The sequence below is a fragment of the Gemmatimonadota bacterium genome (assembly GCA_016719105.1).
Taxonomy (GTDB): Bacteria; Gemmatimonadota; Gemmatimonadetes; order Gemmatimonadales; family Gemmatimonadaceae; genus SCN-70-22.
Map to the genome: position 1 here is coordinate 18,023 of JADKAQ010000002.1, position 23,898 is coordinate 41,920.

The following is a 23,898-nucleotide window of genomic DNA, read 5'->3' on the forward strand; positions in this document are numbered from 1 at the left end:
GCCGAGGGACGGCGCGTGACCGCACTCGCGCTCGCCGCGCTCGTGTCGGCGCTCGCCGCCGCGATCCCCATGCCTAACGTCGTCGAGGGGCAGCCGCGCCCGAGCCGCACCGGGGGCAGCCGACCGGGGATCGACGTCCTGCACTACGACTTCCGCGTCGACTTCTCGCCGCGCGGGCTCGACGACACGGTGCGCGTGGCGAGCGTGGTCACGATCGCGCGCACCGCGCGCGCCGACTCGCTCGTGCTCGACCTGCGTCCCGCTATGCGCGTGGATGAGACGCGGGTGAACGGCACCGTGGTGACGACGCGTCGCGACAGCGCCAGCGTCCGCATCCCGCTCCCGGCCGGCGTGCGCGACACGCTGCGCGTGGAGGTGCGCGCGCATGGGCGCCCCACCGATGGCCTCATCGTGCGGCGCGACTCGTCGGGGAGCTGGACCGCCTTCGCCGATCACTTCCCCGACCGGGCGCGCGAGTGGCTCCCCACGGTCGACCATCCGTCGGACAAGGCGACCGTCGAGTGGACGGTGCGCGCGCCGGCCGCCTATCGCGTGGTGGCCAACGGTGAATTGCAGGAGGAGACGCCCGAACCGGCCGCCGGCGGTCGCCCCGAACTGCGCCTCACGCGGTGGCGCTCGGTGCGCCCGCTGTACACCGGGGTGATGGTGATCGGCGTGGCCCCGTTCGCGACCTACGAACTCGGGCGCACGGCGTGCGGGTTGGGTGAGCTCCCGGGGTGCGTGCCGCAGAGCGTCTGGATCACCCCGGATGTGCGGGGCTACATGCCCGGCCCGTTTGGCCGCGCCGGCGACATCGTGGCCCTCTACTCGCGGCTCGTGGGGCCCTTCCCGTACGAGAAGCTCGCCCACGTGCAGAGCTCGACGCGCTACGGCGGCATGGAGAACGCCTCGGCCATCTTCTACGCCGACAAGATCTACCGCGGCCGTACCATGTCGGAGGGGCTCATCGCCCACGAGTCGGCACACCAGTGGTTCGGCGATGCGGTGACGACGCGAGAATGGCCGCACGTCTGGCTCTCCGAGGGCTTCGCCACCTATTTCGCCGCGCTGTGGAGCGAGAGTGCCCACGGCGACAGCGCCTTCCTCGACGACATGCGCCGCATGCGCGAGTCGGTGCTGGCCGACAAGATGGCGATGGAAAAGCCCATCATCGACGAGTCGTTGAGCGACCTGCGGTATGTCCTCAACGGGCTCGTCTACCAGAAGGCGGGCTTCACGCTGCACATGCTGCGGCGCGAGGTGGGAGACAGCGCCTTCTTCCGCGGCATTCGTGCGTACTACGCCAAGTACCGGCATGGCAACGCCCTCACCAGCGACTTCGTCGCGGAGATGGAGCGATCCTCCGGGGCCAAGCTCGATTGGTTCTTCGACCAGTGGATGAAGCGTCCCGGGGTCGCCGACCTCACCGTGGGCTGGCGCTGGGACGAGGTGCGCAAATCGCTGGTGCTGACCGTGTCGCAGGGGACACAGGTTCCCCCCTATCGCCTCAACGTGGCCGTGGACGTCACGGACGCGCGCGGCAAGGTCCAGCGCGTTCGCGTGACCATCCCCGCCGCGCGCGTGGCGACCATTCCGGTGGCGCTCAAGGTCGATACCCCTCCCCGGTCGGTCCGCTTCGACGCCGACGTCTCGCTGCTCGGGCGCCTCAAGGCCACGCCGTAACGACCGTTCCTGGGGGCGGGTCGGGGTTGGCCCGCAGAATGCGCAGGTGAGGCCACGGGCCACGCGTCCGGGCGGCGAGGCCGGGCAGCGCGTCCGGATCACGCGCTCGGACGCGGCGCGGCCCGCGGGACCGGCCCCTGACCCGGGAAGGGGTTTCCCCGATCTCGGATAGGACGGGCGGTCCGGTTAGCTTTACCCCTCACCTACTTCACCACGCAGGAGCACGACTTTTCATGCGGATGCTCGTCCTCGGCGCCGGCCTCCAGGGCTCGGCCTGCGCTTTCGATCTCTTACAGAACGCCGACGTGCAGGAGGTCCGGATCGCCGACCTCCGCGTCGATCATCTTCCGTCCTTTCTGACCCCGTACGTCGGCGGGCGCCTTATCCCGACCAAGCTCGACGTCCGCGATCGCGACGCCGTGCTGGCCCAGATGCGCGACTGTCAGGTCGTGATGAGTGCCATTCCGTACTACTTCAACGAGGCGCTCGCGGCCCTCGCCGTTGAGGGCGGGGCGCACTTCTGCGACCTCGGTGGCAACACCGAGATCGTCTTCAACCAGAAGAAGCTTCACGACGCCGCGAAGGCCAAGGGAGTCTCGATCATCCCGGACTGCGGCGTTGCGCCGGGAATGGTGAACATCCTGGCCCAGTACGGCATCGACCAGCTCGACTCGGTCGATACGGTGAAGATCTTCGTGGGCGGGCTCCCGCAGTTTCCCGAGCCGCCGCTCAACTACCAGATCGTCTATTCGCTCGAGGGTGTGCTCGACTACTACACGACGCTCTCGTGGGTCGTGCGCGACGGCAAGCGGACGCAGGTCAAGGCGCTCTCCGAACTCGAGACGGTCTCGTTTCCGTCGCCGGTGGGCGACCTCGAGGCCTTCCACACCGCCGGCGGGCTCTCCACCATGGCGTTCCGCTATGAGGGAAAGATCCCCACGATGGAGTACAAGACGCTGCGCTACCCTGGCCACGCCAGGATCATGGAAGCGATTCGCGACTTGGGGCTGCTGGAACTCGAGCCAGTCGACGTGAAGGGGGTGAAGGTGTCGCCGCGCGACGTTGCGGTCGCGGTCATGGGGCCCCGCCTCACGAAGAAGAAGCCCGACCTGGTCGCCCTGCGCGTGACTGTGAGCGGGACCAAGGGGGGATCGCCGGTGACGATCGCCTGGAACCTCGTGGATCGTTTCGACGAGCAGCACGGGATTTCGGCGATGATGCGCACGACGGGCTACTCGCTGGCTATCACGGGGCTCTTCCAGGGGCGCGGGCGCATCGCCGCCGGCGTCCACACCCCGGACGAGAGCATGCCGGCCGCCGACTACATCGCCGAGCTGCGCAAGCGCGGCGTGCAGATCGAGGAGACGCGCTCCTAGCGGTGTGCCACGGCGCCGCTTGCGGCGCCGGCCGGACCTGGAACGACGACGCCCCGCGGAAGCCGATGCTCCGCGGGGCGTGTTGCGTACGAGTCGTTAGGCTGATGGGGGAGCGCTACCGGCTCCACCCGGCCAGTGTGGCGCCCATGGCGTCGATCGTCTCGCGGGCATGCCAGCGGTCGCGCCCGTTGTACAGGAACGAGAATGCGAGCAGCTCGCCGTTCTGCGCCGTCACGTAGCCACCAAGGGCGATGACTTCGTTGGTCGTCCCGGTCTTGGCGTGCAGGTTCCCTGAGGCCGGCGTGGCTGTCATGCGACGGCGCAGCATCTCGGACTGTCCGGCCACGGGGAGCGACTGGTGGAACTCGCGTCCCCAGCTGGCGCGGTTGGCGTAGCCGAGCAGTTGGACGAGCGCGCGCGGCGTGATGCGATCGAGCGTCGAAAGTCCGCTCCCATCGGCCGCGTTCACCGCGTCGCCACGCGCCCCGACCCGCAGGGTGAGGAAGTCCCGCATGAGGACATTGGCCCGCTCGGCCGACCCGACACCGTCGGGCGATCCGGGACGCGCCGCGCCGCGTAGCAGGAGCTCGGCGATGTGGTTCACGCTTTCGCGGTTCATGTCGTTCGCCAGCGCCCAGAGCGGCGGCGAGCGAAACATGGCGATGCGCGTCGCGCTGACCGGCGTCTCGCCCAGGCGAAGGGCTCCGTCGACCTCGATCCCCTCGCGCTCGAGTGCCTTGCGGAAGGCGCCGGTCGTGAAGATCGCCGGGTCATCGACGACGACCTGGTAGACCTTGGGTTCGGAGCGCGACCCGATGGTTCCGCGCGCGATGATCGTCCCGTCCGGGGTACGCGAAACGACGAGTCGACCGGTGCGCCCGCCAGACGTCCGCGTATTGTTGACGACCTTGTAGGCGACCGTGGCCGGCTGCAATGTCACGACACCGGCTCCGCCCGACTTCCCCGGGGCGATGACGACGTTGAGCAGGTTCTCGTTGAGCGACAGCGACGACACGCGCGAGGCATAGGAGTCGTCGAGGTAGCGCGAGAGCCACCCGTCGGGGATGCGCTTGGCGTCGAAGGCGCCGGCATCGCCGACGATGTCGCCGCTCACACGCTTGATTCCCGCGTCGGCGACGAGGCGAGCGAGGGCGCGCATCGGTGCGTCGGGCCCTCCCGGCATGTAGCGCGGCGACATCGAGGGGTCACCGCCCCCCTTGAGATACAGCGACCCACGCAGCGATCCGTCGGCATCGACCGTCCCGTCGCGCAGGATGTCGGTCGTGAGCTGGTGGTTCGGTCCCAGGCGCTCGAAGGCGAGCGCGGTGGTGAAGAGCTTGAACGTCGACGCCGGGAGCATCGGGGCATCGGCGCGATAGGAGAAGAGCGTGTCGCCGCGCGAGAGTGACGAGACGACAACCCCCCACACCCCGTTTGTGGTCCGGGCGCCGAGCAGGGTCTGCAGGTCGGCGGCCAGGGCGATCTCTCCACGCGGCGTCGTGTGCCGGAGGACCGGGACGGCCTTCGTCACGCGACGCGCGGACTTGCCGCTCCGACTGGTGCGGCGGCGTGCCGCGCTCGTTCGCGCCGACGCGGACGTGCGTCGCTTGGCCGCAGTCGACTGCTTGGCCGCGGACGACCGCTTGGGTTTGGTCCCCTTGGCGGCGGTCGCGCTGGGCTTCTTCGTGGCGGCGCGCTTGGCAGCGCCCGTGGCGGAGCGCGCGGTCGCGCTCTCACCAGCGGCGATCACCGCGCCGCCTGACGAGTGCCTCGTCTGTCCCGGGGTGCGGGCGGCGAGTGGGGCCGGGGAGAAGGCCAGCGCGGCGGCCAGCGTCGCGGCACCCCCCAACGAGGCGAAGCGCGCCGTGCGAAGGGCGATGCCAGCGAGGCGTGCGATGCCAGCGAAGCGTGCGATGCCAGCGAAGCGTGCGATGCCAGCGAAGCGTGCGAAGGGGCGCGTGCTCATGTCGTCGAGAGCCTCTCCCGCTCCGCGCGGTCGCTGCGCGAAGCCCGTCAGACCTTGAAGAAAATTCGCTTCCGGTGCAGCGCCCCGAGGATCCCAGCCCACAGGAGGACGAAGGTGACTGCGAACAGCAACGACGCGTTGCGTGGCGCGAGCCACGGCGCGTAGAACGTTTCGTAGATCACTCGCTGGATTGGAGCCTGCTCACCATCATGGGGCACGGTGATGACCGAATATATCAGGCGGGCCATCATTCCCGAACCCACAAAGGCAATCATCGGGTTCGTGCCGAACCATGTAAAGGGGCGTGTCCACCACGTTAGGCCTAACACATCGATCACCCAGGTGCACGTGGCCAATGCCACGGCGCCCATCCCGGCGGTGAACAGCACGTAAGAGCTGGTCCAGAGGCTCTTGTTGATGGGGAACGACCAGTGCCACATCAGCCCGGCCACCATGCATAACGACCCCACCGCGAACATCCCCACCAGTCGCTCCTGCAGCGGTTTCCCAGACGCGAGCCACCGTCCCGTGATCACGCCAAGGATCACCGTCCCGATCGCCGGGACCGTGGAGAGGAGCCCCTCCGGGTCCCAGGTCTTCGCCGACCGCCAGACGTGCGAGCCGAAGACCGCACGATCGATGTAGGCCGCCAGCGACGCCGATGGGTCGTCGAGCAGCAGCGCGCCGATCCCACGACCGGGGACCGGGATGAGCGTCATCGCAAACCAGTAGCCGAACAGGAGCACGGCGACCAGCAGGACCTGGCTCTTGAGGGAGCTGCGCAGGGTCAGGAGCCCGCCGCACAGGTACGCGACCCCGATGCGCTGCAGCACTCCTGGGAAGCGCATTCCGGTGATCCGGGTCAGCGGGAAGAAGGGGAAGGCGGCGAGCAGCAGCCCGAAGAGGATGATCAAGAGCCCCCGCTTCACGATCTGCCGCACGATCGCCCCTTCATCGTCACCGCGCGCGCGCCGCGCCTCGAGCGAGAGGTGCGTCGTGATACCGACGATGAAGAGGAAGAAGGGGAAGATCAGGTCGGTCGGCGTCCACCCGTGCCAGGGCGCGTGCCCCAGCGGCGGATAGATGGCCCCCCAGCTCCCGGGATTGTTCACCAGCAGCATCCCGGCGACCGTCATGCCGCGGAAGACATCCAGCGACAGGAGGCGTTCGCGCGCGGGAAAACGACCAGCGGAAGGCGCCGGTGCGAGTGGCTCTGCTTCGGTAGAGGACGCGGGTGCCGATGGTGGGCGAGATGTCGTACTCGAGCCCGGTGGAACGGTTGCCGTCATGACGCGTGAAGCCAGCTCGGCCAGAAAGAAAGTCGCAGGAACGTCCCCGGATACTATCGCCTCGCAGCGGATGAACTGCTACCCTGAAGGGCCGCCCGCGGCTCAGCTGGCTCGAACACCGCCACGCTCCAGCGCTCCGACCGCGCCCAACGCCATCGCACCGGCACCTGCACGAACGGGTGGGAGGCGGCCCCCCGGCAAGGCGAAGCGAAAAGTCGCACCCGCAAGCAGCGTATCGGCCAGCCTGTGTCGCCCGGCGCACCGAGCGGGGAAGGAGACCCACCGCGCTGGGCGACGCGGAGAACACCCGGGTTCGTTCGTCTCGTCGTCGACCGTCAGGAGGAGGACACATGGAGCAGGGACGTGTACGTCGCGAGGGCATCGTTGTGGGGATGCTCGGCGCCACCGCAGTAGTCGTCTGGTTCTTCATCGCCGACGTCATCGCCGGACACCTCCTCTTCACTCCCTACGCGTTAGGGTCGGTGCTGCAGGGATTCTTCGGCGTCGAGACACCGGCCTCGATCCCGGCGACGATCCTCATGTACACGATCTTTCACTACCTGTCGTTCATCGCGGTCGGCCTGGTCTTCTCGGCGATCTTCAATGCCGCCGAGCGTGAACCGTCGATCCTGGCTGGCTTCGCGATCCTCTTCGTGGCCCTGGAGATCGGCTGCCTGGGGCTCACGGTGATGGTGCAGGAGTCGTCGGCGCTGCGGCAGATCGCGTGGTACCAGATCGGCGCGGCGAACCTGGTGGCCTCGGTTGCCATGGGGACGTACCTCGTCCGTCGCCACCGCCACGTCATCAGCCGCGTGGCGCTCTCGCTCAGCGGAGTCTGAGTCGGCCCGCGCCCCCTCCTCGCGAGCGGGCGCGATGAACTATCGAAGAACCAAGGGTGTGGTGCGACCAACGAAAGCGGGCGGCTCCGGTGAGGAGCCGCCCGCTTGTGTCTTGCCCTACCGAACTTCTGCGCCTCAGCCGCCGCCGGCGATGCGGATCGCGATCTTCGAAAAGAGGAAGAGCAACCCGAGCAGCGTGAGGATGGCCACCACCAGCGGCCCGGTGAACAGGGCGCGGAACAGCTTGTGGTCATACTTGAGGTGCATGTAGTACATGACGACGATCGCGAACTTGATCGCGGACATGATCAGCAGCCCCGGGACAAAGGCCTTCGATTGCACCAGTTCCGGGATGTAATAGACCCAGACCTCGACGACCGTGATGAGGAAAAGGATCAGCGCGACCCACTTGTACTCCTTCCACGTCGGGTGGTAGTGCTCGGCGTGTGCGTTGTCGTGCGCCATGAGGGGCCTCAGTCCGGAATGAGGTAGAGGAGGGTGAAGATCGCGATCCAGACGACGTCGACGAAGTGCCAGTAGAGCGCGGCGATATCGACGGCGAGGGCGTCAGACGGCTGCAGCCCTCGCTTGTAGTCGATGGCGAGGAGCGATCCCAGCCAGATCACCCCGGCGGTCACGTGTGCGCCGTGAAAGCCGGTGAGGGTGAAGAACGACGAGCCGAAGAGATTGCGACGGATCGTCAGCCCTTCGTGCACGAACGAGGTGAACTCATAGGCCTGGAAGCCGAGGAAGCCGGCGCCGAGCAGGCAGGTCATCCACAGCCAGAGCTTGGACGACGTGAGCATCTTGTCCCACGCGCCGGCCCCCGGGGGGAGCGGCTTGCCGCGGTTCTCGACCGCGGACAGGGCCAGCACCATCGCCAGCGACGACATGAGCAGGACGAAGGTCGACGCCGAGGTGACCGGGATATTGAGGATCGCCGGGAAGACCTTGCCTGACGAGGGATCGGTCCACGCGTGGTGCGGGAACGGACCGACGATGCTCTTCCCCTTGTAGATCAGGTAGGTGGAGATGAGCGAGGCGAACAGCATGCACTCCGACCCGATGAACGCCCAGATGGCGATCTTCCGGTTGTCGAGACCGGTGGTCGTGTAGTGGTGGCCGTGGCCGTTGGCTGCTTCTGCGCTATGAGACATTGAGAGAGAGCGGAAGACGGGAAGACGGGAAGACGAGAGGACGAGTGACCGCAGGCAGCGTCGCGGGCTCTCCCAGCTAGTGGTGTTCCTCCAGCGGCGTGGTCAGCCAGGCGTAAAGGAAGCCGATCCACATGGCCGCCCCGCCGAGCATGAGCACGAAGGCCGGGATCATCATTCCCTTGGGGAGGAAGAGGAGCCCGGAGAACATCACGATGATGCCTAACGCCACGAAGAACGGCTTGATGGTGGAGGAGGGCATGGGGATGCCGAGCTCCTTCGCCGTGCGCGTTTCCGTCTCGATGTGCATGGGCGCCATGTCGTGCTCGCCCGTCTGCTGGCTCGCCTCGGTCCAGCCGGTGGTGGTGTGCGGGATCTCGGATGTGCGCTCCGGGTGGGTCAGGTCCCACAGCGGGTAGCGCGACGACACCATCGGGATCTTGGCGAAATTGTACTCGGGGGGCGGCGACGGGATCGACCACTCCAGCGTCGGCGCATCCCACGGGTTGGGCCCGCACGGCTCACCCGACGTCTTTGACGAGAAGAAGTTGTAGATGAAGATCAACGTGGCCGGCGCAAGGAGGAATGCGCCGATCGTCGACATCATGTTGAACAGCTCCCACCCCTGCCCGGCATCGTACGTGTAGATGCGGCGCGGCATCCCCAGCATCCCCGAGAAGTGCATGGGGAAGAAGGTGAGGTTCATGGCGATGAGGTTGAGCCAGAAGTGCCAAGTGCCCAACGTCTCGTTCATCTTGCGGCCGTACATCTTGGGGAAATAGTGATAGATCCCCGCGAAGATCCCCATGATCGCCCCGCCAAACAGCACGTAGTGGAAGTGGGCGACAATGTAGTACGTGTCGGTCTGCTGCAGGTCGGACGGCGGCGAGGCGTGCGTGATCCCCGAGATGCCGCCGATGGTGAACATGGCGATGAGGCCGATGGCGAACTTCATCGCCGCGGTGAAGCGGACCGATCCTCCCCACATGGTGAAGATCCAGTTGAAGATCTTCACGCCGGTCGGGATGGCGATGAGCATGGTGGTGAGTCCGAAGACCGTATCGGCGATCGGGCCCATCCCCACCGAGAACATGTGATGCGCCCAGACGCCGAAGCCAAGGAAGCCGATGAGGATCCCGGAGTACGCCATCACGGGGTAACCGAAGAGCGGCTTCTTGGAGTTGGTCGGGAGCACCTCGCTCACCAAGCCGAAGGCCGGGAGGATGAGGATGTAGACCTCGGGGTGGCCAAAGATCCAGAACAGGTGCTGCCAGAGCAGCGGGTCGGCGCCGGCCGAGACCTGGTAGAACGTCGTACCGAAGAAGCGGTCGAACTGCAGGAAGACGAGGGCGATCGTGACGACCGGGAACGACAGGATGATCAGGAACTGGGTGACGAACGACATCCACGTGAACATCGGCATGCGCATCAGGTTCATCCCCGGCGCGCGCATGTTGATGACGGTGGTTGCGAAGTTGAACGAGGCGGCCAGCGACGAGATGCCGAGGATCTGGATGCCGAGGACCCAGAAATCCATGTTGGGGCCCGGCGAGTAGGTGCGCCCGGAGAGCGGGGCGTAGCCGAACCAGCCACCGTCAGGGGCAACCCAGAAGAAGATCGGCAGCGTGATGAACACACCGCCCAGCAGGAAGATCCAGTAGCTGAAGGCATTGAGGCGCGGGAAGGCGACGTCGCGCGCGCCGATCTGCAGCGGGATGAGATAGTTGAAGAAGGCGGCCGACAGCGGCATCACGGCCAGGAAGACCATGGTGGTGCCGTGCATCGTGAACAGCTGGTTGAACTGGTCCGCCGTGAGGACGGAGCCGTTCGGGCGCATCAGCTGCCAGCGCATCAGGATGGCCTCGAGCCCGCCGAGCACGAAGAAGAACAGGGACGTGTGCAGGTACAACGTCCCGATCACCTTGTGGTCGGTGGTCGTGAGCCAACTCATCAGCTTCGAGCGCGACGGCGTCGCACTGGCGGCGTAGGTCGGACTTGCGGCGACAGTAGCCATTCTTTGAGAAGACGAGAGGACGAGAAGACGAGAGGACGAGATGGGCTACTTCAGGCTCAGCAGATAGGCGGTGATGTCGGCGATCTGGTCATCGGTCAATCCGCCGGCCTGCACCGTCAGGTTCATGATGGGGTCGTGCTCGCCCTTGCCTAACGTCTGCATCAACGAGCCGGGCTTCATGGCGCGCGCGTTCTTGATCCAGTGGGCCAGGTGCTTCGGGTCGTTCGGGAAGAGGCCCCCGGCGATCGTGTAGCGCGACCCGATGTGCGTGAGGTCGGGGCCGACGATGCCGAGCGAGCTCGGGTTGCCGCGAATCTTGTGGCACCCGATGCACGCCGAGCGCGAGTAGGTCGTGAAGCCGCGCTGCGCGTCGCCAGCCGCAATCGCCGCGTCGGCAATCGTCAGCCCCGCGGGAATCGGCGTCTGCGGCATCACGTGCGGTGGGATCTTGTCCTTCGGGAACTGCCAAGGCGTAGTTGCGGCTGCCGGAGCGGACGGCGCCGGCTGCGGGGCCGCGCCCTGTGGCGCGGGGTTGCTCGCCGGACGCACCAGCGGCGCGGCGGTGTCGGCCGCCGGCACTGGCGGCGGGAAGACCGCGTTGGCCGCGTTGTGCTTCGCCCAGGTGTCGAAGTCGGCCGGCGCCACCGTGAACACGCGGAACTTCATGTTCGCGTGACTGGCCCCGCAGTACTCGTTGCAACTGCCATTGAACGCCGCTTCGCCCGTCGAGTCCGGCGTGAACCACAGATAGTTCGTCTTGTTCGAGATCAGGTCACGCTTGCCGGCCAGCGCCGGGATCCAGAACGAGTGCAGCACGTCGGCGGTGCGCAGCGCAAAGTTCACCGGGCGTCCGTGCGGGATGTACAGCTCGTTCGCCGTCGTCACCCCATACTCGGGATACCGGAACTCCCACCACCACTGGTGTCCGATCACCTCCACCTGCAGCGACTCGGCCGGGGCCTGCGCCTGCGTCCGGAAGATCGTGCGCACCGTCGGTACGGCGATGAAGACGAGAATCAGCGCAGGTGCAAGCGTCCACGTGATCTCCATCAGCGTGTTACCGTGCACGTGACGGGGCTCGGGGCCCCCGGGGCGGCGCCGGTATTTGATGATCGTAAGGACGAGAATCACTTCCACGATCACGAAGACCACTGTTCCCCAGAACATCATTCTGTTCCAGAGGGCGGTGACGTCGCGGTTGTTGTCCGTCGTGGGGAGGAACGTCGAGTTTGGATAGTTGCCGCCGGAGCAGGCGGCCAACACCAAAAGGGTCACAGCGGCCAACATCACCGCGGCCCCCCGACGCGTGCGGAGTTTCCGGAGCATTCGGATGGGAATGTGGGGCGAATGACACGAGCCCTACCCGGATGGGTGGGGTGTGGAGTCCGGACAAGCTACCGGCCTTACAGAGGCGTCGCAAGAAGCCGTACAGCTCCGGGAGTATTTGCCCCACAACGAGTTAACGTGTTCTAGCCATTCGACTCGTCGGTCCGAATCCGCGTCCGAAAATCAGGGAAAAGGGCTCGACCTTTTCCCCCCGGTCTCTGTTCGGTCCATACGCACGACCGTATGCGCGTCCCTGCGGGTCCTCGCGCCCCCCGCGACGGCCCTCCCCCCGCTACTGCCCCCCCGGCGGGGCGTCATCCTTGGGCTCCGCAATCGCGTGCTTCTCCTTGGTCTTGGTGACCGCGATCTCGAGCTGCGCCCGGATCTGGCCCACGTTCTCTCGGAGGGCGCGCACCTTCATCTGATCGCTCCCGCCGCGGGAGGAGATGAGCAGGAACGAGGTCACCACGTCGGCGATGACACCGAACTGCGGCTTGAGCAACCCCACGAGCGGCGTCCCCGCCCGCATGAGCTGCTGGCGGAACCCCCCGGTATCAGTCTGGGTCTTGACCGCCATGGCGTACCGCTCGACGATCCCGTGGAGGCGCTGCAGCTGCCCCATCGCGTCGTCGAGCGTCTGGAGCTTGATCTGCCCCGCGCCATCCAGCTGGACTGCCACGGCCTCCCCTCAGGTCCCGATCATCGCGGCCGGGTTGAGCACCTCGTCCAGCTTCTCGCGCGTCATGAGGCCGCGCGCCTGCACGATGTCATAGACCCCGCGCCCACTCTCCAGCGCCTCTTTCGCGATCTCCGTCGCCACCGCGTACCCCAGCACCGGGACCAGGGCAGTCACGATCCCGATCGACTCCTCCACGAAGCGCTTCATCCGGTCGGGATTGGCGGTGATCCCCTCGACGCACCGGCTCCGTAGCACCTCGCAGGCGTTGCGCAGCGAGTCGATTCCGCGCAGCAGGCGATAGGCGATCACCGGCTCGAAGGCGTTGAGTTGCAGCTGACCGGCCTCGGCGGCCATCGTCACCGTCATGTCGCCGCCGATGATCTCGAAGCACACCTGGTTCACCACCTCGGGGATGACCGGATTCACCTTCCCCGGCATGATCGACGAGCCAGGCTGCATCGGCGGAAGGTTGATCTCCCCGAAGCCCGTCCGCGGCCCCGAGCTCAGGAGGCGCAGGTCGTTGCAGATCTTGGAGAGCTTGGTGGCGCAGCGCTTGAGGACCCCCGAGAGCTGCACGAAGGCCCCCGTGTCCGACGTTGCCTCCACCAGATCCGGGGCAGTGATCAGCTCCAGCCCCGTCACGTCGGACAGGTGCTTCCGCACCGACTCGGTGTAGCCGGCTGGGGCGGTGATCCCCGTCCCGATCGCCGTGGCGCCCATGCTGATCTCGCGAATGAGCGAGAGCGACTCACCCAATCGGTCCACGTCCTCGAGGATCGTGTGGCCGAAGGCGCTGAACTCCTGCCCCAGCGTCATCGGGACGGCGTCCTGCATCTGCGTGCGCCCCATCTTGAGGAAGGGGGCGAACTCGCTCCCCTTGGCCTTGAAGGCCAGCGCCAGCGTCCGCATCGACTCGCGCAGCTTCTCGATCTCCCCGTGCAGCGCCAGGCGCACCGCCGTCGGATAGACGTCGTTGGTCGACTGCGAGAGGTTGACGTGCGAGTTGGGGTGCAGGCGATCGTAGTCGCCGCGCTTGGCGCCCAGCAGTTCGAGCGCCCGATTGGCGATGACCTCGTTCGCGTTCATGTTGGTCGAGGTCCCGGCCCCACCCTGGATCACGTCGACCAGGAAGTGCTCGTGATGGCGTCCGTGGCGCACCTCGTCGGACGCGCGAACGATCACGGCGCAGCGCTCTTCGTCCAGAAGCCCGAGCTCGAGGTTGGCCTTGGCCGCCGCTTCCTTCACCGCCGCCAGCGCGGCCAGCAACGCCGGAAACTCGCGAATCACGACCCCGGTGATCGGGAAGTTCTCCATCGCCCGGAGCGTCTGGATCCCGTAGAGCGCGTCGTACGGGATCTCGCGCGATCCCAGCAGGTCCTTCTCGGTCCGTGTCGCCGCGCCGGCGAAGCCCAGCCGGCGTCCGCGCCCGACCATGGTGGCGTCGGTGGCGGCCAGGCGGCGCGAGATCGCGCGCGCCGCCCGCCCGACGAGCGCCGCATACAGCGTCGGATTCTCCTTCACGATCACCTGGATGCTCGACCGGGTGAGGATGAAGGCCGACGTCTTCTCGATAGTCTTGGCCGACGTCCCGTGCGGCGTCTCGTCGAGCAGGATCCCCTCGCCCACCGCTTCGCCGGCGCCCAGCGTCGACAGCCGAGTCGGGCGCCCGTTCTGGAGCTTCTCGATCAGGACGCTCCCGCTGATCAGGAAGGCCATGCGCGATCTCGGCTCCCCCTCGGAAAAGAGCGGGGCATCGGGCTCGAACTGTTCAAGCGTCACCAGCTGGGCGAGCTGGTGGAGCGCGGTATCGGTCAGCCCCTCGAGGTAGGGGAGGGCGCGCAGCTGTTCGCGAATGCGGGAGATCTGCATGGGAGGGCGAATCGGGGCTGGAACGAAAGGGGCGCGTGGCGCGCCATGCGGTGAGAACTATCGGGGGGGGAGGCGGGCGTCCAGCCACCTCCCCACACACGCACAGCAAACGACCCGTGCGCCATTGGCGTCACGGGTCGTGTGGACGGCCTGCTGCGGGCGCCGGGCCTCCTTGCGCCTAACGGCCGCGGCCGGCGATTCCGCCAGGCGTCGTCGGCTCCGGGGCGGCGCCCTGCGCCGGGATGGCGCCTACTGCAGCACCTTCTGCTGCAAGGTGAAGCGCGCGATCCACTCGAACTCGCGCTTCATCTTGTCGGCCTGGTGGTAGTACTCGCCCAGCCCGTGTCCCTCGCGCGGATAGAAGACCAGTTCCGCCGTCTTGCCGCGGTCCTTGAGGTTGCGGAAGTACTCCATGGGCTGGCCGATGGGGACACGCTCGTCGGCACCGCCGTGCAGCATGAGCAGCGGCGTCGTCACCTTGTCCGAGTACTGGATGGCCGAGCGTGAGCGATAGAACTGCAGCGACTTGTTGTTGAGCGTCCCGTCGAGCTGGGGCATGCCGTCGTAGAAGGTGCCGATGTAGCCGGGGATGTCGGTGGTGCCGTACATGCTTTCCATGTTCACGAGTCCGGCACCCATCATGGCGGCCTTGAAGCGCCCGGTCTGTGAGACGACCCACCCGGTCATGTACCCGCCGTAGCTCCACCCCGTGACGGCGAGGCGCGTCGAGTCGGCGATGCCGCGCCTGACGAGTTCGTCGACGCCGGTCATGATGTCGCGATAGTCGCCGCCCCCCCAGTCCTTGATGTTGCCGCGCATGAACTTCTCGCCGTAGCCGGTCGAGCCGCGCGGATTGGGATAGAGCACGGCCCAACCCTGGCCGGCCCAGAACTGCCCGGCGTTCCCCCAACTGGCCTTGAAGCCGTTGGTGTGCGCGCCGGTGGGACCGCCGTGCACGTCGACGAGCAGCGGGACCTTCTGTCCGGGCCGATAGCCGACCGGCTTGAGCAGGACTCCCTCGACGCTCCAGCCATCGCTGCTCTTCCACGTGACGACTTCGGTCTCGCCCATGGAGATGCTGGCGAGCTGCGGATTGGTCGTCGTCAGGCGCAACGGGTTGCTGAACCGGTCATCGCTCACGTACACCTCGGCGGGCGACGTGGGGGTATCCATCGCGAAGGCGGCGGTGCGTCCATCGGCGGAGAACGACGGGGCGCGCACCATCGTCTCCTTTGTCAGCGGCGTGACGCGCCCCGACGCGATGTCGAAGGCGAACATCGAGCCGTACACGCGCTCCTGCGCGTTGAACAGGATGGTCGCCCCGTCGGCCGAGAAGCGCATGGCGCCGACGGAGTTGTCGAAGGCCTTGCTCGATACCTCGCGGGCGGTGCGCGTCGCGACGTCGTAGAGCGCGAGGTTCGTGTTCTTGAGCGAGCGCGGGGCGATGCCGTCACCGTTCGCCTTCCACGTCTCGGTGAGCACGCCGAAGGCGAGCGTCTTGCCGTCGGGCGACCACACGGGGGTGCTCTGCGCGATCATCGTGGCCGGGGGGACGACCTTCTCCTTCTCCTTCGAGGCGACGGTGACGAGCCACGCTTCGCGGCGTTCGTCGCGGATCATCGGCGTCGGCGAGGTCAGGAGCGCCAGGCGCGTCCCGTCGGGGGACCAGGTCGGGGCGCCACGTACCGTGAAGTCGCCGCTGGTGATCTTGGTAGCCTTGCGGGTGGCGACGTCGATGACCCAGACGTGCGACATGCGCAGGTCCCCCTCGAACGGTTTGGGGTCGTCGCGGCGGCGGAGCTTGGCTTCGGCGTCGCGCGTGAGCGAATCCGTGGTGAGGTAGGCGATGCGGCTGCCGTCCGGCGACCAGGCGTAGCCGGTGACCCCGTCGCGCGCCGTGGTGAGCGACCAGGCTTCACCGCCAGCTGCAGGGAGGATCCAGAGTTGCGGGCGCGGCCCGTCGTCGCCGGTCGCGGTCCCGCGCGCCGCGATGAAGGAGATGCGGCTGCCGTCGGGCGACCACTGCGGGGCGCTCTCGCCGCGCTCTCCAAAGGTGAGCTGCCGCTGGTCACCGCCCTGGCGCGACACCATCCACACATGCGAGCGCATGTCGTGCCGGTCGCCCTTGCTGGTGTCGCGCGCGGCGGGGTGCTCCCACGCGCTCACGGTGTACACGATGCGCGCGCCATCGGGGGAGAGGGCCACCGCCCCCACGCTGCGCAGCTCCAGCACATCGTCGAGTGTCATGGGGCGCGTTTGCGCCCCCGCGGGGGCCACGCCGGCGAGCAGGACCAGCGCGCTCGTCAGGCGAAGGAAGGGGAGTGTCGCGCGCATTGCGGCCTCGCAAGGAAGGTGATACGGTCTCGGCATCGCCTCGCGCGTGACGTTCCACGCCGCGGGCGAGCGATCGCCGGGGATTCGACACTCTACGCGCACCTCGGCCGGAGCGCTATCCGGCGGCCGGTCGCCGGCCCGCATCACGCGAACCTGAGGAACCACGGGAGCTATGAACCGTCGACGATTCGTCGGACGATGCGCCGCCACGGCGGCTGGAGTGGCGGGGCTGGGGGGCATACCGTCGTCGGCCTTCGGGGCTGGCGCCGCTGGGGGCGGGATCGATCAAGCCTTGGCCGGAGGGGCGGCGGCCTCGCTCTCCCCCGAGGGAGCGGGCGGGGCCCGGCGACTGACGCGCATCGGGTTGGAGCTGTACTCGGTGCGCGATGCCATGCGCCGCGACCCGGAACGCACCATGACGGCGGTGCGCGCCATGGGCTACACCGATGTGGAGCTGCTCTGGAGCTTCGGGAACTTCGGGCGCACGCCGCAGCAGGTGCGGGACGCGCTGACCAACTCCGGCTTGCGCGCCACGTCGGCCCACATCACTCCCGCCGCCGTCCTGGTGGGATGGGCCCGCTCGCTCGACATCGCGCGGCTCATCGGGCACGAGGCACTCGTCGTCCCCAGCTTCACCGTGGACACCGAGCGTTCGCTCGACGATTGGAAGGAGTGGGCCGATCGCTTCAATGCGGCCGGCGAGGTGGCGCGCCGTGCCGGGATCTGGCTGATGATGCACAACGAACCCGGGCACCAGAGGCCGCTGGCGGGGCGCGTGCCGTTCGAGGTCTTCGCGGAGCGCATCGATCCTCGGTACGTGCGATTGCAGCTGGACGTGGGGAACATGACGATGGGGGGTGGCGACCCGATGGCCTTCCTGGCGAAGTATGGCGATCGCTGCTGGAGCTTCCACCTGAAGGACGTGGTGCCCGATCGGAGCGGCGACACCGAATTGGGGAAGGGGACCGTCGACCTCCACCAGTTGCTCGCGGCGGTGACGGACATCGAGCGGAAGACGTTCTTCGTCGAGCAGGAAGGGGCCAAGGACTCGATGGCGAGCGCGCGGCGGGATTTCGAGTATCTCGCGTCGCTCGAATTCTGAAGACGGGAAGACGGGAAGACGGGAGGACGAGATAAGGACCCTCGGAGCGATGGACTCGCCCCCAAGGGTCTTGACCTCACTCGTCTTCTCGTCTTCTCGTCTTCTCGTCTTCCAAGCGACTCGGCCCTACCTTCGTGGGCATCTCCTTCACTCCGCCTGCAATGACTGTTTCCCGTCGAGATTTCCTCACCACCACGGCGACGACCGCTGCCGCCCTCGCGATCCCGGCGTCGCGCAGCGACGCGCTCCCGACTCCCGCTGCCGGTCGCCCGTTGGTCGGCGCCGCCTCGCGCCCCCTCGTGATCGCCTCCGCCAACGGACTCCGTGGCGTCAAGGTCGCGTACGACCAGATCGTGGCTGGCGGCGACACACTCGATGCGATCATCGCCGGCGTGAACATCCAGGAACTGGATCCGGACGACCAGTCGGTCGGGTTGGGGGGATTGCCTAACGAAGAGGGCGTCGTGCAGCTCGACGCGTCGTGCATGCACGGACCGACCCGGCGCGCTGGCGCGGTGGGGTGCCTGGAGGACATCGCCACGCCGTCGCTCGTCGCCAAGGCGGTGATGGACTACACCGACCACATCATGCTGGTGGGGCAGGACGCGCGCCGCTTCGCGGTCAAGATGGGGTTCAAGACGCAGAACCTCCTCACCGAGAAGAGCCGGCAGGACTGGTTGCGGTGGAAGGCGCGCCTGAACAAGAACGACTTCTGGCTCGACCACGACGACGACGTCAAGATCAAGTTCACCACCGGCACGATCAACATGAACGCGTTAAACGCCGGCGGTGACCTCTCTTCGGTGACCACCACGAGCGGGATGGCGTGGAAGGTGCCAGGGCGCGTCGGCGATTCGCCGATCATCGGGGCCGGGCAGTACTGCGACAACACCGTAGGCGCGGCGGGCTCCACCGGGCGTGGCGAGGCAAACATCAAGGTGTGCGGCGCGTTCCTCGCCGTCGAACTGATGCGCAACGGGGCGTCGCCCGAGGCCGCACTCCTCAAGGTCGTCGAGCGCGTGATCGCGATGACCGAGGCACGCCTCCTCGACGAGCGCGGTCGCCCCTACTTCGACCTCAACTTCTACGCCGTCAGCAAGGACGGCCGGTACGCCGGCGTCGCGGCGTACGAGGGGAGCCAGTTTGCCGTCTGTGACGCAAACGGCGCCCGTCTCGAGGCCTGCGCCTACCTCTACAAGCGCAGCGAGCGCCCCACGTCGACGCCGAAGGACAGCTAGCGATTCTCGGCCGGCATTCGCGCGGGCGCACCACGGGCGCCCGCCTCGGGGGCACCACGAGCCGAGCGGGTGCTCGCGTCGGGGGAGGGCGTCCGATCGCCGGCCGGACGCTGCGGTGTTGGCGGCTCGTTAGGCCGGCGAGAGGCGCGACGGCGTCAGCGCCGCGGCCTCACGTGAGTCGCCGGCCTCGCCGCGCGGCGCCTCGCCCGTCATGATCGCCGGGGCGTCCAGGCGCGGCGCCGCGGCCAGCACTGCCCCCTTCTGTGCGGCGCGCGCCAAGGTCCCGGCCAGCGCCGCCACATCCTGCGTGCGGGCCAGCTGCGCCCCGGCCGCCAGGTGCGCCTCGCGCACTACGCTGCCTAACGCGCTCGACTCCTCCACGAACTGGTCGAGTCGCGTCGCCAGCGCATCGGCGAGCGGCCCCGCCGACAGCGGGTCCTCGGCGCTGGCCGTTGCGCTGACGTGCCACGCGCGCTCGTGCTCGCGCAAGGAGATGATGGCGCGCGTGAGGCGCTGGTGCGTCGCCTCGAGCACGCCCCCCCCTTCCATGGCCCCCAGGCGCGAACGTTCGGTGCGCGCAAGCACGTCGTGCACGAGCGCCTCCGTGCGCTCGGCCGCCTCGGTCGAACTCTTGGCCAGCCGGCGCACCTCGCCCGCCACCACCGCGAAGCCGCTCCCCTGCTCGCCCGCTCGGGCCGCCTCCATCGCGGCATTGAGGGCGAGCAGCTTGGACTGGCGCGCCATCTTGCGCACGAGCGCGGCGAACTCGCGAATCTCGTCGGCCGACCGCGCCAACGACTCGAGGTCGCCTAACGAACCGTGCAGCGAGGCGGCGATGCCCTGCACGCGCGCGGCGCTGTCGGTGAGGTCATCGATGGTGTCGCGCACCCCGTCGGCCGAGCGCACGCCGCGTTCCACGACCGCGCGATGCTCGCGCGCCAGCGCCTGCGCGGCCTCGCGCGTGCGCGCGGCGTCGCCCTGCGCAGCGACGGCCGACTCGGCCAGCGCCACCAGCCGATGACCGGCCAACGAGAGGTGCTCGGCGGTGCGCTGCGCCGTCGATGGGAGGGCGCTCGCCTGCGTCGCCAGGTCGGTCGAGCGCGATGCGACCTCGCGCGTCTGCTCGCGCAGCGACAGCAGGAGGTCGCGCACGTGTTGCATCGCCTGCCGCACGCTGCGCGCGATAGGGGCAAAGAGCCCTTGCTGCGGCTCGGGGGTCGCGTTGATGAAGTCGTTGTGGGTCGCCGCATCGAGCGCATCGATGACGCTGCGCGCCCCCTCCCCCGCCGCCGGAGCGGCCATCGCCGCGACGATGAGCGCCGCCAGGACCAGCGCCCCACCGATCGCCGCCCCCAGGAGACCGAGCAGGGTCCACGTCCCCGCGCGCGCCAGTTCGCCGCGCATCAGCCACGCGCACGCCGAGAGCATCACGGCCCCGACGAGACCAGCCACGAGCGCGGCGTTGGACAGGTCGACCGCGGCGCGCCGCCCCGCGTGCTCGGCGGTGCGCTTGTCTGCCTGTTGTGGCCCGCTAGATTGACTCACTCCCAGTCCTCCCGCGCGACAACGGCGCGTAAAGCGCCGTGTGTCATAGACTTACCATGACATCTCCGACCCATCCCGCCAACGCCGGTGACACCGGCGGATACGATCCCACTGCCGTCGAATCCAAGTGGCGTGAGCGGTGGCGCGAACGCGGGACCAACACCACCGACCTGGCCTCGGGCGAGCGTCCGTTCTACGCCCTGATGATGTTCCCCTATCCGTCGGCCGAGGGGCTCCATGTGGGCAACCTCTTCGCCTTCACGGGGAACGACATCTATGGACGATTTCATCGGCAGCAGGGGCACACGGTCTTCGAGCCCCTCGGCTACGACGCGTTCGGCATTCACTCCGAGAACTACGCGCTCAAGGTCGGGGTGCACCCGATGCGCCTCATTCCGAAGAACATCGCCAACTTCCGCCGCCAGCTCGAGCGCGCCGGACTGATGGTCGATTGGGGGAAGTCGGTCGACACCACGGCGCCGGACTACTACCGCTGGACCCAGTGGGTCTTCCTGCAGCTCTACAAGCGCGGGTTGGCCTACAAGAAGAAGGCGGCGGTGAACTGGTGCCCCAGCTGCAAGACGGTGCTGGCCAACGAGCAGGTCGTCGGCGGCGCCTGTGAACGGTGCGGGACCATCGTCGAGCAGCGGCTGCTCGAGCAATGGTTCTTCCGCATCAGCGACTACGCCGAACGCCTGCTCCACAACCTCGACACGATCGACTGGTCCGACACCACCAAGACGGCGCAGCGCAACTGGATCGGCAGAAGCGAGGGGGCGAGGCTGCGCTTCCCGGTCGCCGGGGCGAGCGGGGCGGGGCGGAGCACGGCCGACATCTCCGACATCACCGTCTTCACGACCCGCCCCGACACGATCTTCGGCGCGACGTACATGGTGCTCGCGCCGGAGCATCCGATGGTCGACCTGCTCGCGACCGATGGCCAGCGTGCCGAGGTCCAGGCGTATCGCGACCGTGCGGCCAAGCAGGACCTCGTCTCGCGCAAGACGACCAAGGAGAAGACCGGCGTCTTTACCGGATCGCACGCCATCAATCCGGCCACTGGGAAGGAGGTCCCGGTCTGGATCGCCGACTACGTGCTGATGGAATACGGTACGGGGGCGATCATGGCGGTCCCGGGGCACGACGAGCGCGACTTCGATTTCGCGACCGTCTTCAACCTCCCGATCGTCCGTGTCGTGGCGGCGCCGGACGACACGGCCGCGACGCCACTCGAGTCTGCGTTCACCGACGATGCCGCCGGCCACCTGGTGAACTCCGAGCAGTTCGATGGGCTCCCGGTCGCCGAGGGCAAGAGCGCGGTGACGGCCTGGCTCGCGGAGCGCGGGGCAGGGACGCCGGTGACCAACTACCGGTTGCATGACTGGTGCATCTCGCGGCAGCGCTACTGGGGGCCGCCGATCCCGATCGTCTACTGCGACGCGTGCGGGCCGCAGCCCGTGCCGGAGCAGGACCTCCCGGTCGTCCTCCCCGACATCCCCGACTTCCGCCCCGACGACTCGGGGATCTCGCCGCTGGCGCGCCACGCGGAGTGGTATCACGTCGCCTGCCCGCAGTGCGGGGCCAAGGCGCGCCGCGAGACCGACGTCTCCGACACCTTCCTCGACAGCGCCTGGTACTTCCTGCGCTACCCGAGCGTGGGGCACGACGATGTGCCGTTCGATCCGGCGATCACGAAGAAGTGGCTGCCGGTGAATTCGTACATCGGGGGCAACGAGCACGCGGTGTTGCACCTGCTGTACTCGCGCTTCATCACGATGGTGCTGCACGACATGGGGTACCTGCACTTCGAGGAACCCTTCACCAGGTTCCGCGCCCACGGCCTCATCATCCGCGAAGGGGCCAAGATGTCGAAGAGCCGCGGCAACGTGGTGAACCCCGACGCCTTCATCGACCAGTGGGGGGCGGACTCGTTCCGCACCTACCTCATGTTCCTCGGCCCGTACGAGGAAGGGGGCGACTTCCGCGACGCAGGGATCATCGGCGTCAAGCGATTCCTCGACCGGTTGTGGCTGGCGGCAACGCTGGCGACCGAGGAGGGCACCCCAGATGCGGCCGTCGTGCGCAAGCTCCACCAGACCATCGCCAAGGTGACGAGCGACATCCCGAAGCTGAGCTACAACACGGCGATCGCGGCGATGATGGAGTACATGAACACGCTGCGGAAGGGTGAGCGCACGCCGCATCGCCAGGAGGTCGAGCCGGTGGTCCAGATGATCGCCCCCTTCGCTCCGCACGTGGCCGAGGAACTGTGGGAGCGCTTTGGCCACACCGTGAGCGTCTTCGACAGCGTGTGGCCGGCCTTCGATGCGGAGCTGGCGCGTGAGGATTCTGTGCAGCTGGCGGTGCAGGTCAACGGCAAGCTGCGCGGGACGCTCGCCGTGGCGCGCGACATCACGCAAGCCGAGGCGCTGGCGGCCGCGCTGGCCGATCCGGCCATCGCCAAGTACGTCACGGGCGAGGTCAAGAAGGTCATCTTCGTCCCAGGGCGGCTGCTGAACCTCGTCGTCTGACGCGCGGCATGGCAGGCAAGCGAGCGGGGCCCGGCGCACGCCGGGCCCCGCTTGCATCTGGCGGATGACGCCCACCCCGGCCGTCAGCTGATCGTGAACTCCTTGATCATGCCGTGCGCCAGGTGCGGCTTCCCGTCCTTGGCGTCGGGGAGGAAGCAGACGAACAGGTAGTTCCCCGGCGCCAGGTCGACGGGGACGAAGGCGACGTCGCCCTTCTTCTGGCCAGAGGTCCCGCCCATCGCCTTCGCCGGCGGCGGGCCCGCGAACGTCATCCCCCACTTCAGGAAGTCTTCCTTCGTCTTCCCGGAGTCGAGCTTGGCGATGAACATCTCGTGCGACTGCTGCGCCAGGTTCTCCAGGCGAATCATGTGCTTGCCGGCGGTGAGCGGCGCGGAGAGCGTCCAATCGTAGTCGGTCATCTGCACCGTCACATCGCTCGTCGGTGCGGTCACGACCTCCCCGGTTGGCGCGACCACCGTCAACGCCTTGATCATCCCCTTCGCGACGTGCGGGACGTGGTCCGGCGTGTCGATGAAGCAGATGATCGCGTAGTTCCCCGGCGTGAGGTCACGCACGAGGCTCGACGTTGCCCCCGGCTCCGGCGAGTTTGGACCCACGACGTCCTCGATCCAGGGCGGTGGCGGCGACCCGGGCGCCATGTGCTTGAGCCCCTCGGTGAGGTCGGTGAAGCTCTTGCCGTCCAGCAGGCGCAGCAACTGCACGTGATGGAGGGTCTTGCCGTTGTTCACGAGCTTGAGCGTGACCATGCCGCCGGATACAGTGTCCGGCGCTTCGTACGCGAAGTCGGTGGCGACGATCGTGACCTCGGGGGGGAGCGCGGCGGCCGCGGTGGCGGGGGCCGCGCTGTCGGCGGTGGCGTCGCCGGCCTGTTCACCGCCAGCGCAGGCGGCGAGCACGGCGAGTGAAGCGATGAGCGCTAGAGAAGAGCGCAT

General features: G+C 67.8%; 17 protein-coding genes. 6 read left to right on the forward strand and 11 right to left on the reverse strand.

Annotated features, from left to right (window positions below):
* Positions 1–15: 15 nt before the first annotated feature.
* Positions 16–1,683 (forward strand): M1 family metallopeptidase, encoded by a 1,668-nt coding sequence (locus tag IPN47_03770; GenBank protein ID MBK9407164.1) that lies wholly within the window; start codon positions 16–18, stop codon positions 1,681–1,683.
* Positions 1,684–1,916: 233 nt separating this feature from the next.
* Entirely contained in the window at positions 1,917–3,059 is a 1,143-nt protein-coding gene (locus IPN47_03775) for a saccharopine dehydrogenase NADP-binding domain-containing protein (GenBank protein ID MBK9407165.1), read from the forward strand.
* 115 nt (positions 3,060–3,174) lie between these two features.
* Here IPN47_03775 and dacB read toward each other — a convergent pair whose 3' ends face one another.
* Both dacB and IPN47_03785 read right to left on the reverse strand, forming a co-directional pair.
* Entirely contained in the window at positions 3,175–5,025 is a 1,851-nt protein-coding gene (dacB, locus tag IPN47_03780; protein MBK9407166.1) for a D-alanyl-D-alanine carboxypeptidase/D-alanyl-D-alanine-endopeptidase, read from the reverse strand.
* Between the two features lie 47 nt (positions 5,026–5,072).
* On the reverse strand, positions 5,073–6,314 hold the full coding sequence (locus IPN47_03785; protein ID MBK9407167.1) for a DUF5009 domain-containing protein: 1,242 nt from the start codon (positions 6,312–6,314) through the stop codon (positions 5,073–5,075).
* Between the two features lie 350 nt (positions 6,315–6,664).
* Here IPN47_03785 and IPN47_03790 point away from each other — a divergent pair, with 350 nt between their 5' ends.
* Positions 6,665–7,153, forward strand: a complete 489-nt coding sequence (locus tag IPN47_03790) for a hypothetical protein (protein MBK9407168.1) — start codon at positions 6,665–6,667, stop codon at positions 7,151–7,153.
* 135 nt (positions 7,154–7,288) lie between these two features.
* On the opposite strand, the gene IPN47_03795 is transcribed toward IPN47_03790, so the two are convergent.
* The 7 genes from IPN47_03795 to IPN47_03825 all read right to left on the reverse strand — a co-directional run bounded on the left by IPN47_03795 (position 7,289) and on the right by IPN47_03825 (position 16,529).
* On the reverse strand, positions 7,289–7,618 hold the full coding sequence (locus tag IPN47_03795) for a cytochrome C oxidase subunit IV family protein (protein MBK9407169.1): 330 nt from the start codon (positions 7,616–7,618) through the stop codon (positions 7,289–7,291).
* An 8-nt stretch (positions 7,619–7,626) separates the two neighbouring features.
* Positions 7,627–8,310 (reverse strand): cytochrome c oxidase subunit 3, encoded by a 684-nt coding sequence (locus IPN47_03800; protein ID MBK9407170.1) that lies wholly within the window; start codon positions 8,308–8,310, stop codon positions 7,627–7,629.
* A gap of 76 nt (positions 8,311–8,386) precedes the next feature.
* Positions 8,387–10,321 (reverse strand): cytochrome c oxidase subunit I, encoded by a 1,935-nt coding sequence (ctaD, locus tag IPN47_03805; GenBank protein MBK9407171.1) that lies wholly within the window; start codon positions 10,319–10,321, stop codon positions 8,387–8,389.
* Positions 10,322–10,366: 45 nt separating this feature from the next.
* Positions 10,367–11,596 (reverse strand): cytochrome c oxidase subunit II, encoded by a 1,230-nt coding sequence (gene coxB / locus IPN47_03810; protein ID MBK9407172.1) that lies wholly within the window; start codon positions 11,594–11,596, stop codon positions 10,367–10,369.
* Between the two features lie 343 nt (positions 11,597–11,939).
* Entirely contained in the window at positions 11,940–12,326 is a 387-nt protein-coding gene (locus IPN47_03815; GenBank protein ID MBK9407173.1) for a hypothetical protein, read from the reverse strand.
* A gap of 9 nt (positions 12,327–12,335) precedes the next feature.
* The gene (locus IPN47_03820; protein MBK9407174.1) at positions 12,336–14,042 is read right to left on the reverse strand and encodes an aspartate ammonia-lyase; all 1,707 of its coding nucleotides are present in this window, start codon (positions 14,040–14,042) and stop codon (positions 12,336–12,338) included.
* A gap of 402 nt (positions 14,043–14,444) precedes the next feature.
* Positions 14,445–16,529: a S9 family peptidase gene (locus IPN47_03825; protein ID MBK9407175.1), complete on the reverse strand. Its 2,085-nt coding sequence runs from the start codon at positions 16,527–16,529 to the stop codon at positions 14,445–14,447.
* A gap of 172 nt (positions 16,530–16,701) precedes the next feature.
* Between IPN47_03825 and IPN47_03830 the strand changes: the two genes are divergently transcribed.
* Positions 16,702–17,631: a sugar phosphate isomerase/epimerase gene (locus tag IPN47_03830; GenBank protein ID MBK9407176.1), complete on the forward strand. Its 930-nt coding sequence runs from the start codon at positions 16,702–16,704 to the stop codon at positions 17,629–17,631.
* A 161-nt stretch (positions 17,632–17,792) separates the two neighbouring features.
* Complete coding sequence (locus IPN47_03835; protein MBK9407177.1) at positions 17,793–18,869, forward strand: N(4)-(beta-N-acetylglucosaminyl)-L-asparaginase; 1,077 nt, start codon at positions 17,793–17,795, stop codon at positions 18,867–18,869.
* Positions 18,870–18,998: 129 nt separating this feature from the next.
* Here the strand turns inward: IPN47_03835 and IPN47_03840 are convergent, their stop codons facing one another.
* Complete coding sequence (locus IPN47_03840; protein ID MBK9407178.1) at positions 18,999–20,414, reverse strand: methyl-accepting chemotaxis protein; 1,416 nt, start codon at positions 20,412–20,414, stop codon at positions 18,999–19,001.
* A 56-nt stretch (positions 20,415–20,470) separates the two neighbouring features.
* Here IPN47_03840 and IPN47_03845 point away from each other — a divergent pair, with 56 nt between their 5' ends.
* Positions 20,471–22,945 carry a leucine--tRNA ligase gene (locus IPN47_03845; GenBank protein ID MBK9407179.1) on the forward strand — a complete coding sequence of 825 codons (2,475 nt, stop codon included), beginning with the start codon at positions 20,471–20,473 and terminating at the stop codon, positions 22,943–22,945.
* A gap of 83 nt (positions 22,946–23,028) precedes the next feature.
* On the opposite strand, the gene IPN47_03850 is transcribed toward IPN47_03845, so the two are convergent.
* The gene (locus IPN47_03850) at positions 23,029–23,898 is read right to left on the reverse strand and encodes a hypothetical protein (GenBank protein MBK9407180.1); all 870 of its coding nucleotides are present in this window, start codon (positions 23,896–23,898) and stop codon (positions 23,029–23,031) included.

What these genes read in the sequence shown, in the direction of transcription:
- IPN47_03795 (MBK9407169.1), bottom strand. Translation starts at nt 7,618, where the DNA reads ATGGCGCACGACAACGCACACGCCGAGCACTACCACCCGACGTGGAAG.
- IPN47_03775 (MBK9407165.1), top strand. Translation starts at nt 1,917, where the DNA reads ATGCGGATGCTCGTCCTCGGCGCCGGCCTCCAGGGCTCGGCCTGCGCT.
- ctaD (MBK9407171.1), bottom strand. Translation starts at nt 10,321, where the DNA reads ATGGCTACTGTCGCCGCAAGTCCGACCTACGCCGCCAGTGCGACGCCG.
- IPN47_03790 (MBK9407168.1), top strand. Translation starts at nt 6,665, where the DNA reads ATGGAGCAGGGACGTGTACGTCGCGAGGGCATCGTTGTGGGGATGCTC.
- IPN47_03820 (MBK9407174.1), bottom strand. Translation starts at nt 14,042, where the DNA reads ATGGCCTTCCTGATCAGCGGGAGCGTCCTGATCGAGAAGCTCCAGAAC.
- IPN47_03845 (MBK9407179.1), top strand. Translation starts at nt 20,471, where the DNA reads ATGACATCTCCGACCCATCCCGCCAACGCCGGTGACACCGGCGGATAC.
- IPN47_03835 (MBK9407177.1), top strand. Translation starts at nt 17,793, where the DNA reads ATGACTGTTTCCCGTCGAGATTTCCTCACCACCACGGCGACGACCGCT.
- IPN47_03785 (MBK9407167.1), bottom strand. Translation starts at nt 6,314, where the DNA reads ATGACGGCAACCGTTCCACCGGGCTCGAGTACGACATCTCGCCCACCA.
- IPN47_03825 (MBK9407175.1), bottom strand. Translation starts at nt 16,529, where the DNA reads ATGCGCGCGACACTCCCCTTCCTTCGCCTGACGAGCGCGCTGGTCCTG.
- IPN47_03850 (MBK9407180.1), bottom strand. Translation starts at nt 23,898, where the DNA reads ATGCGCTCTTCTCTAGCGCTCATCGCTTCACTCGCCGTGCTCGCCGCC.
- IPN47_03830 (MBK9407176.1), top strand. Translation starts at nt 16,702, where the DNA reads ATGAACCGTCGACGATTCGTCGGACGATGCGCCGCCACGGCGGCTGGA.
- IPN47_03800 (MBK9407170.1), bottom strand. Translation starts at nt 8,310, where the DNA reads ATGTCTCATAGCGCAGAAGCAGCCAACGGCCACGGCCACCACTACACG.
- dacB (MBK9407166.1), bottom strand. Translation starts at nt 5,025, where the DNA reads ATGAGCACGCGCCCCTTCGCACGCTTCGCTGGCATCGCACGCTTCGCT.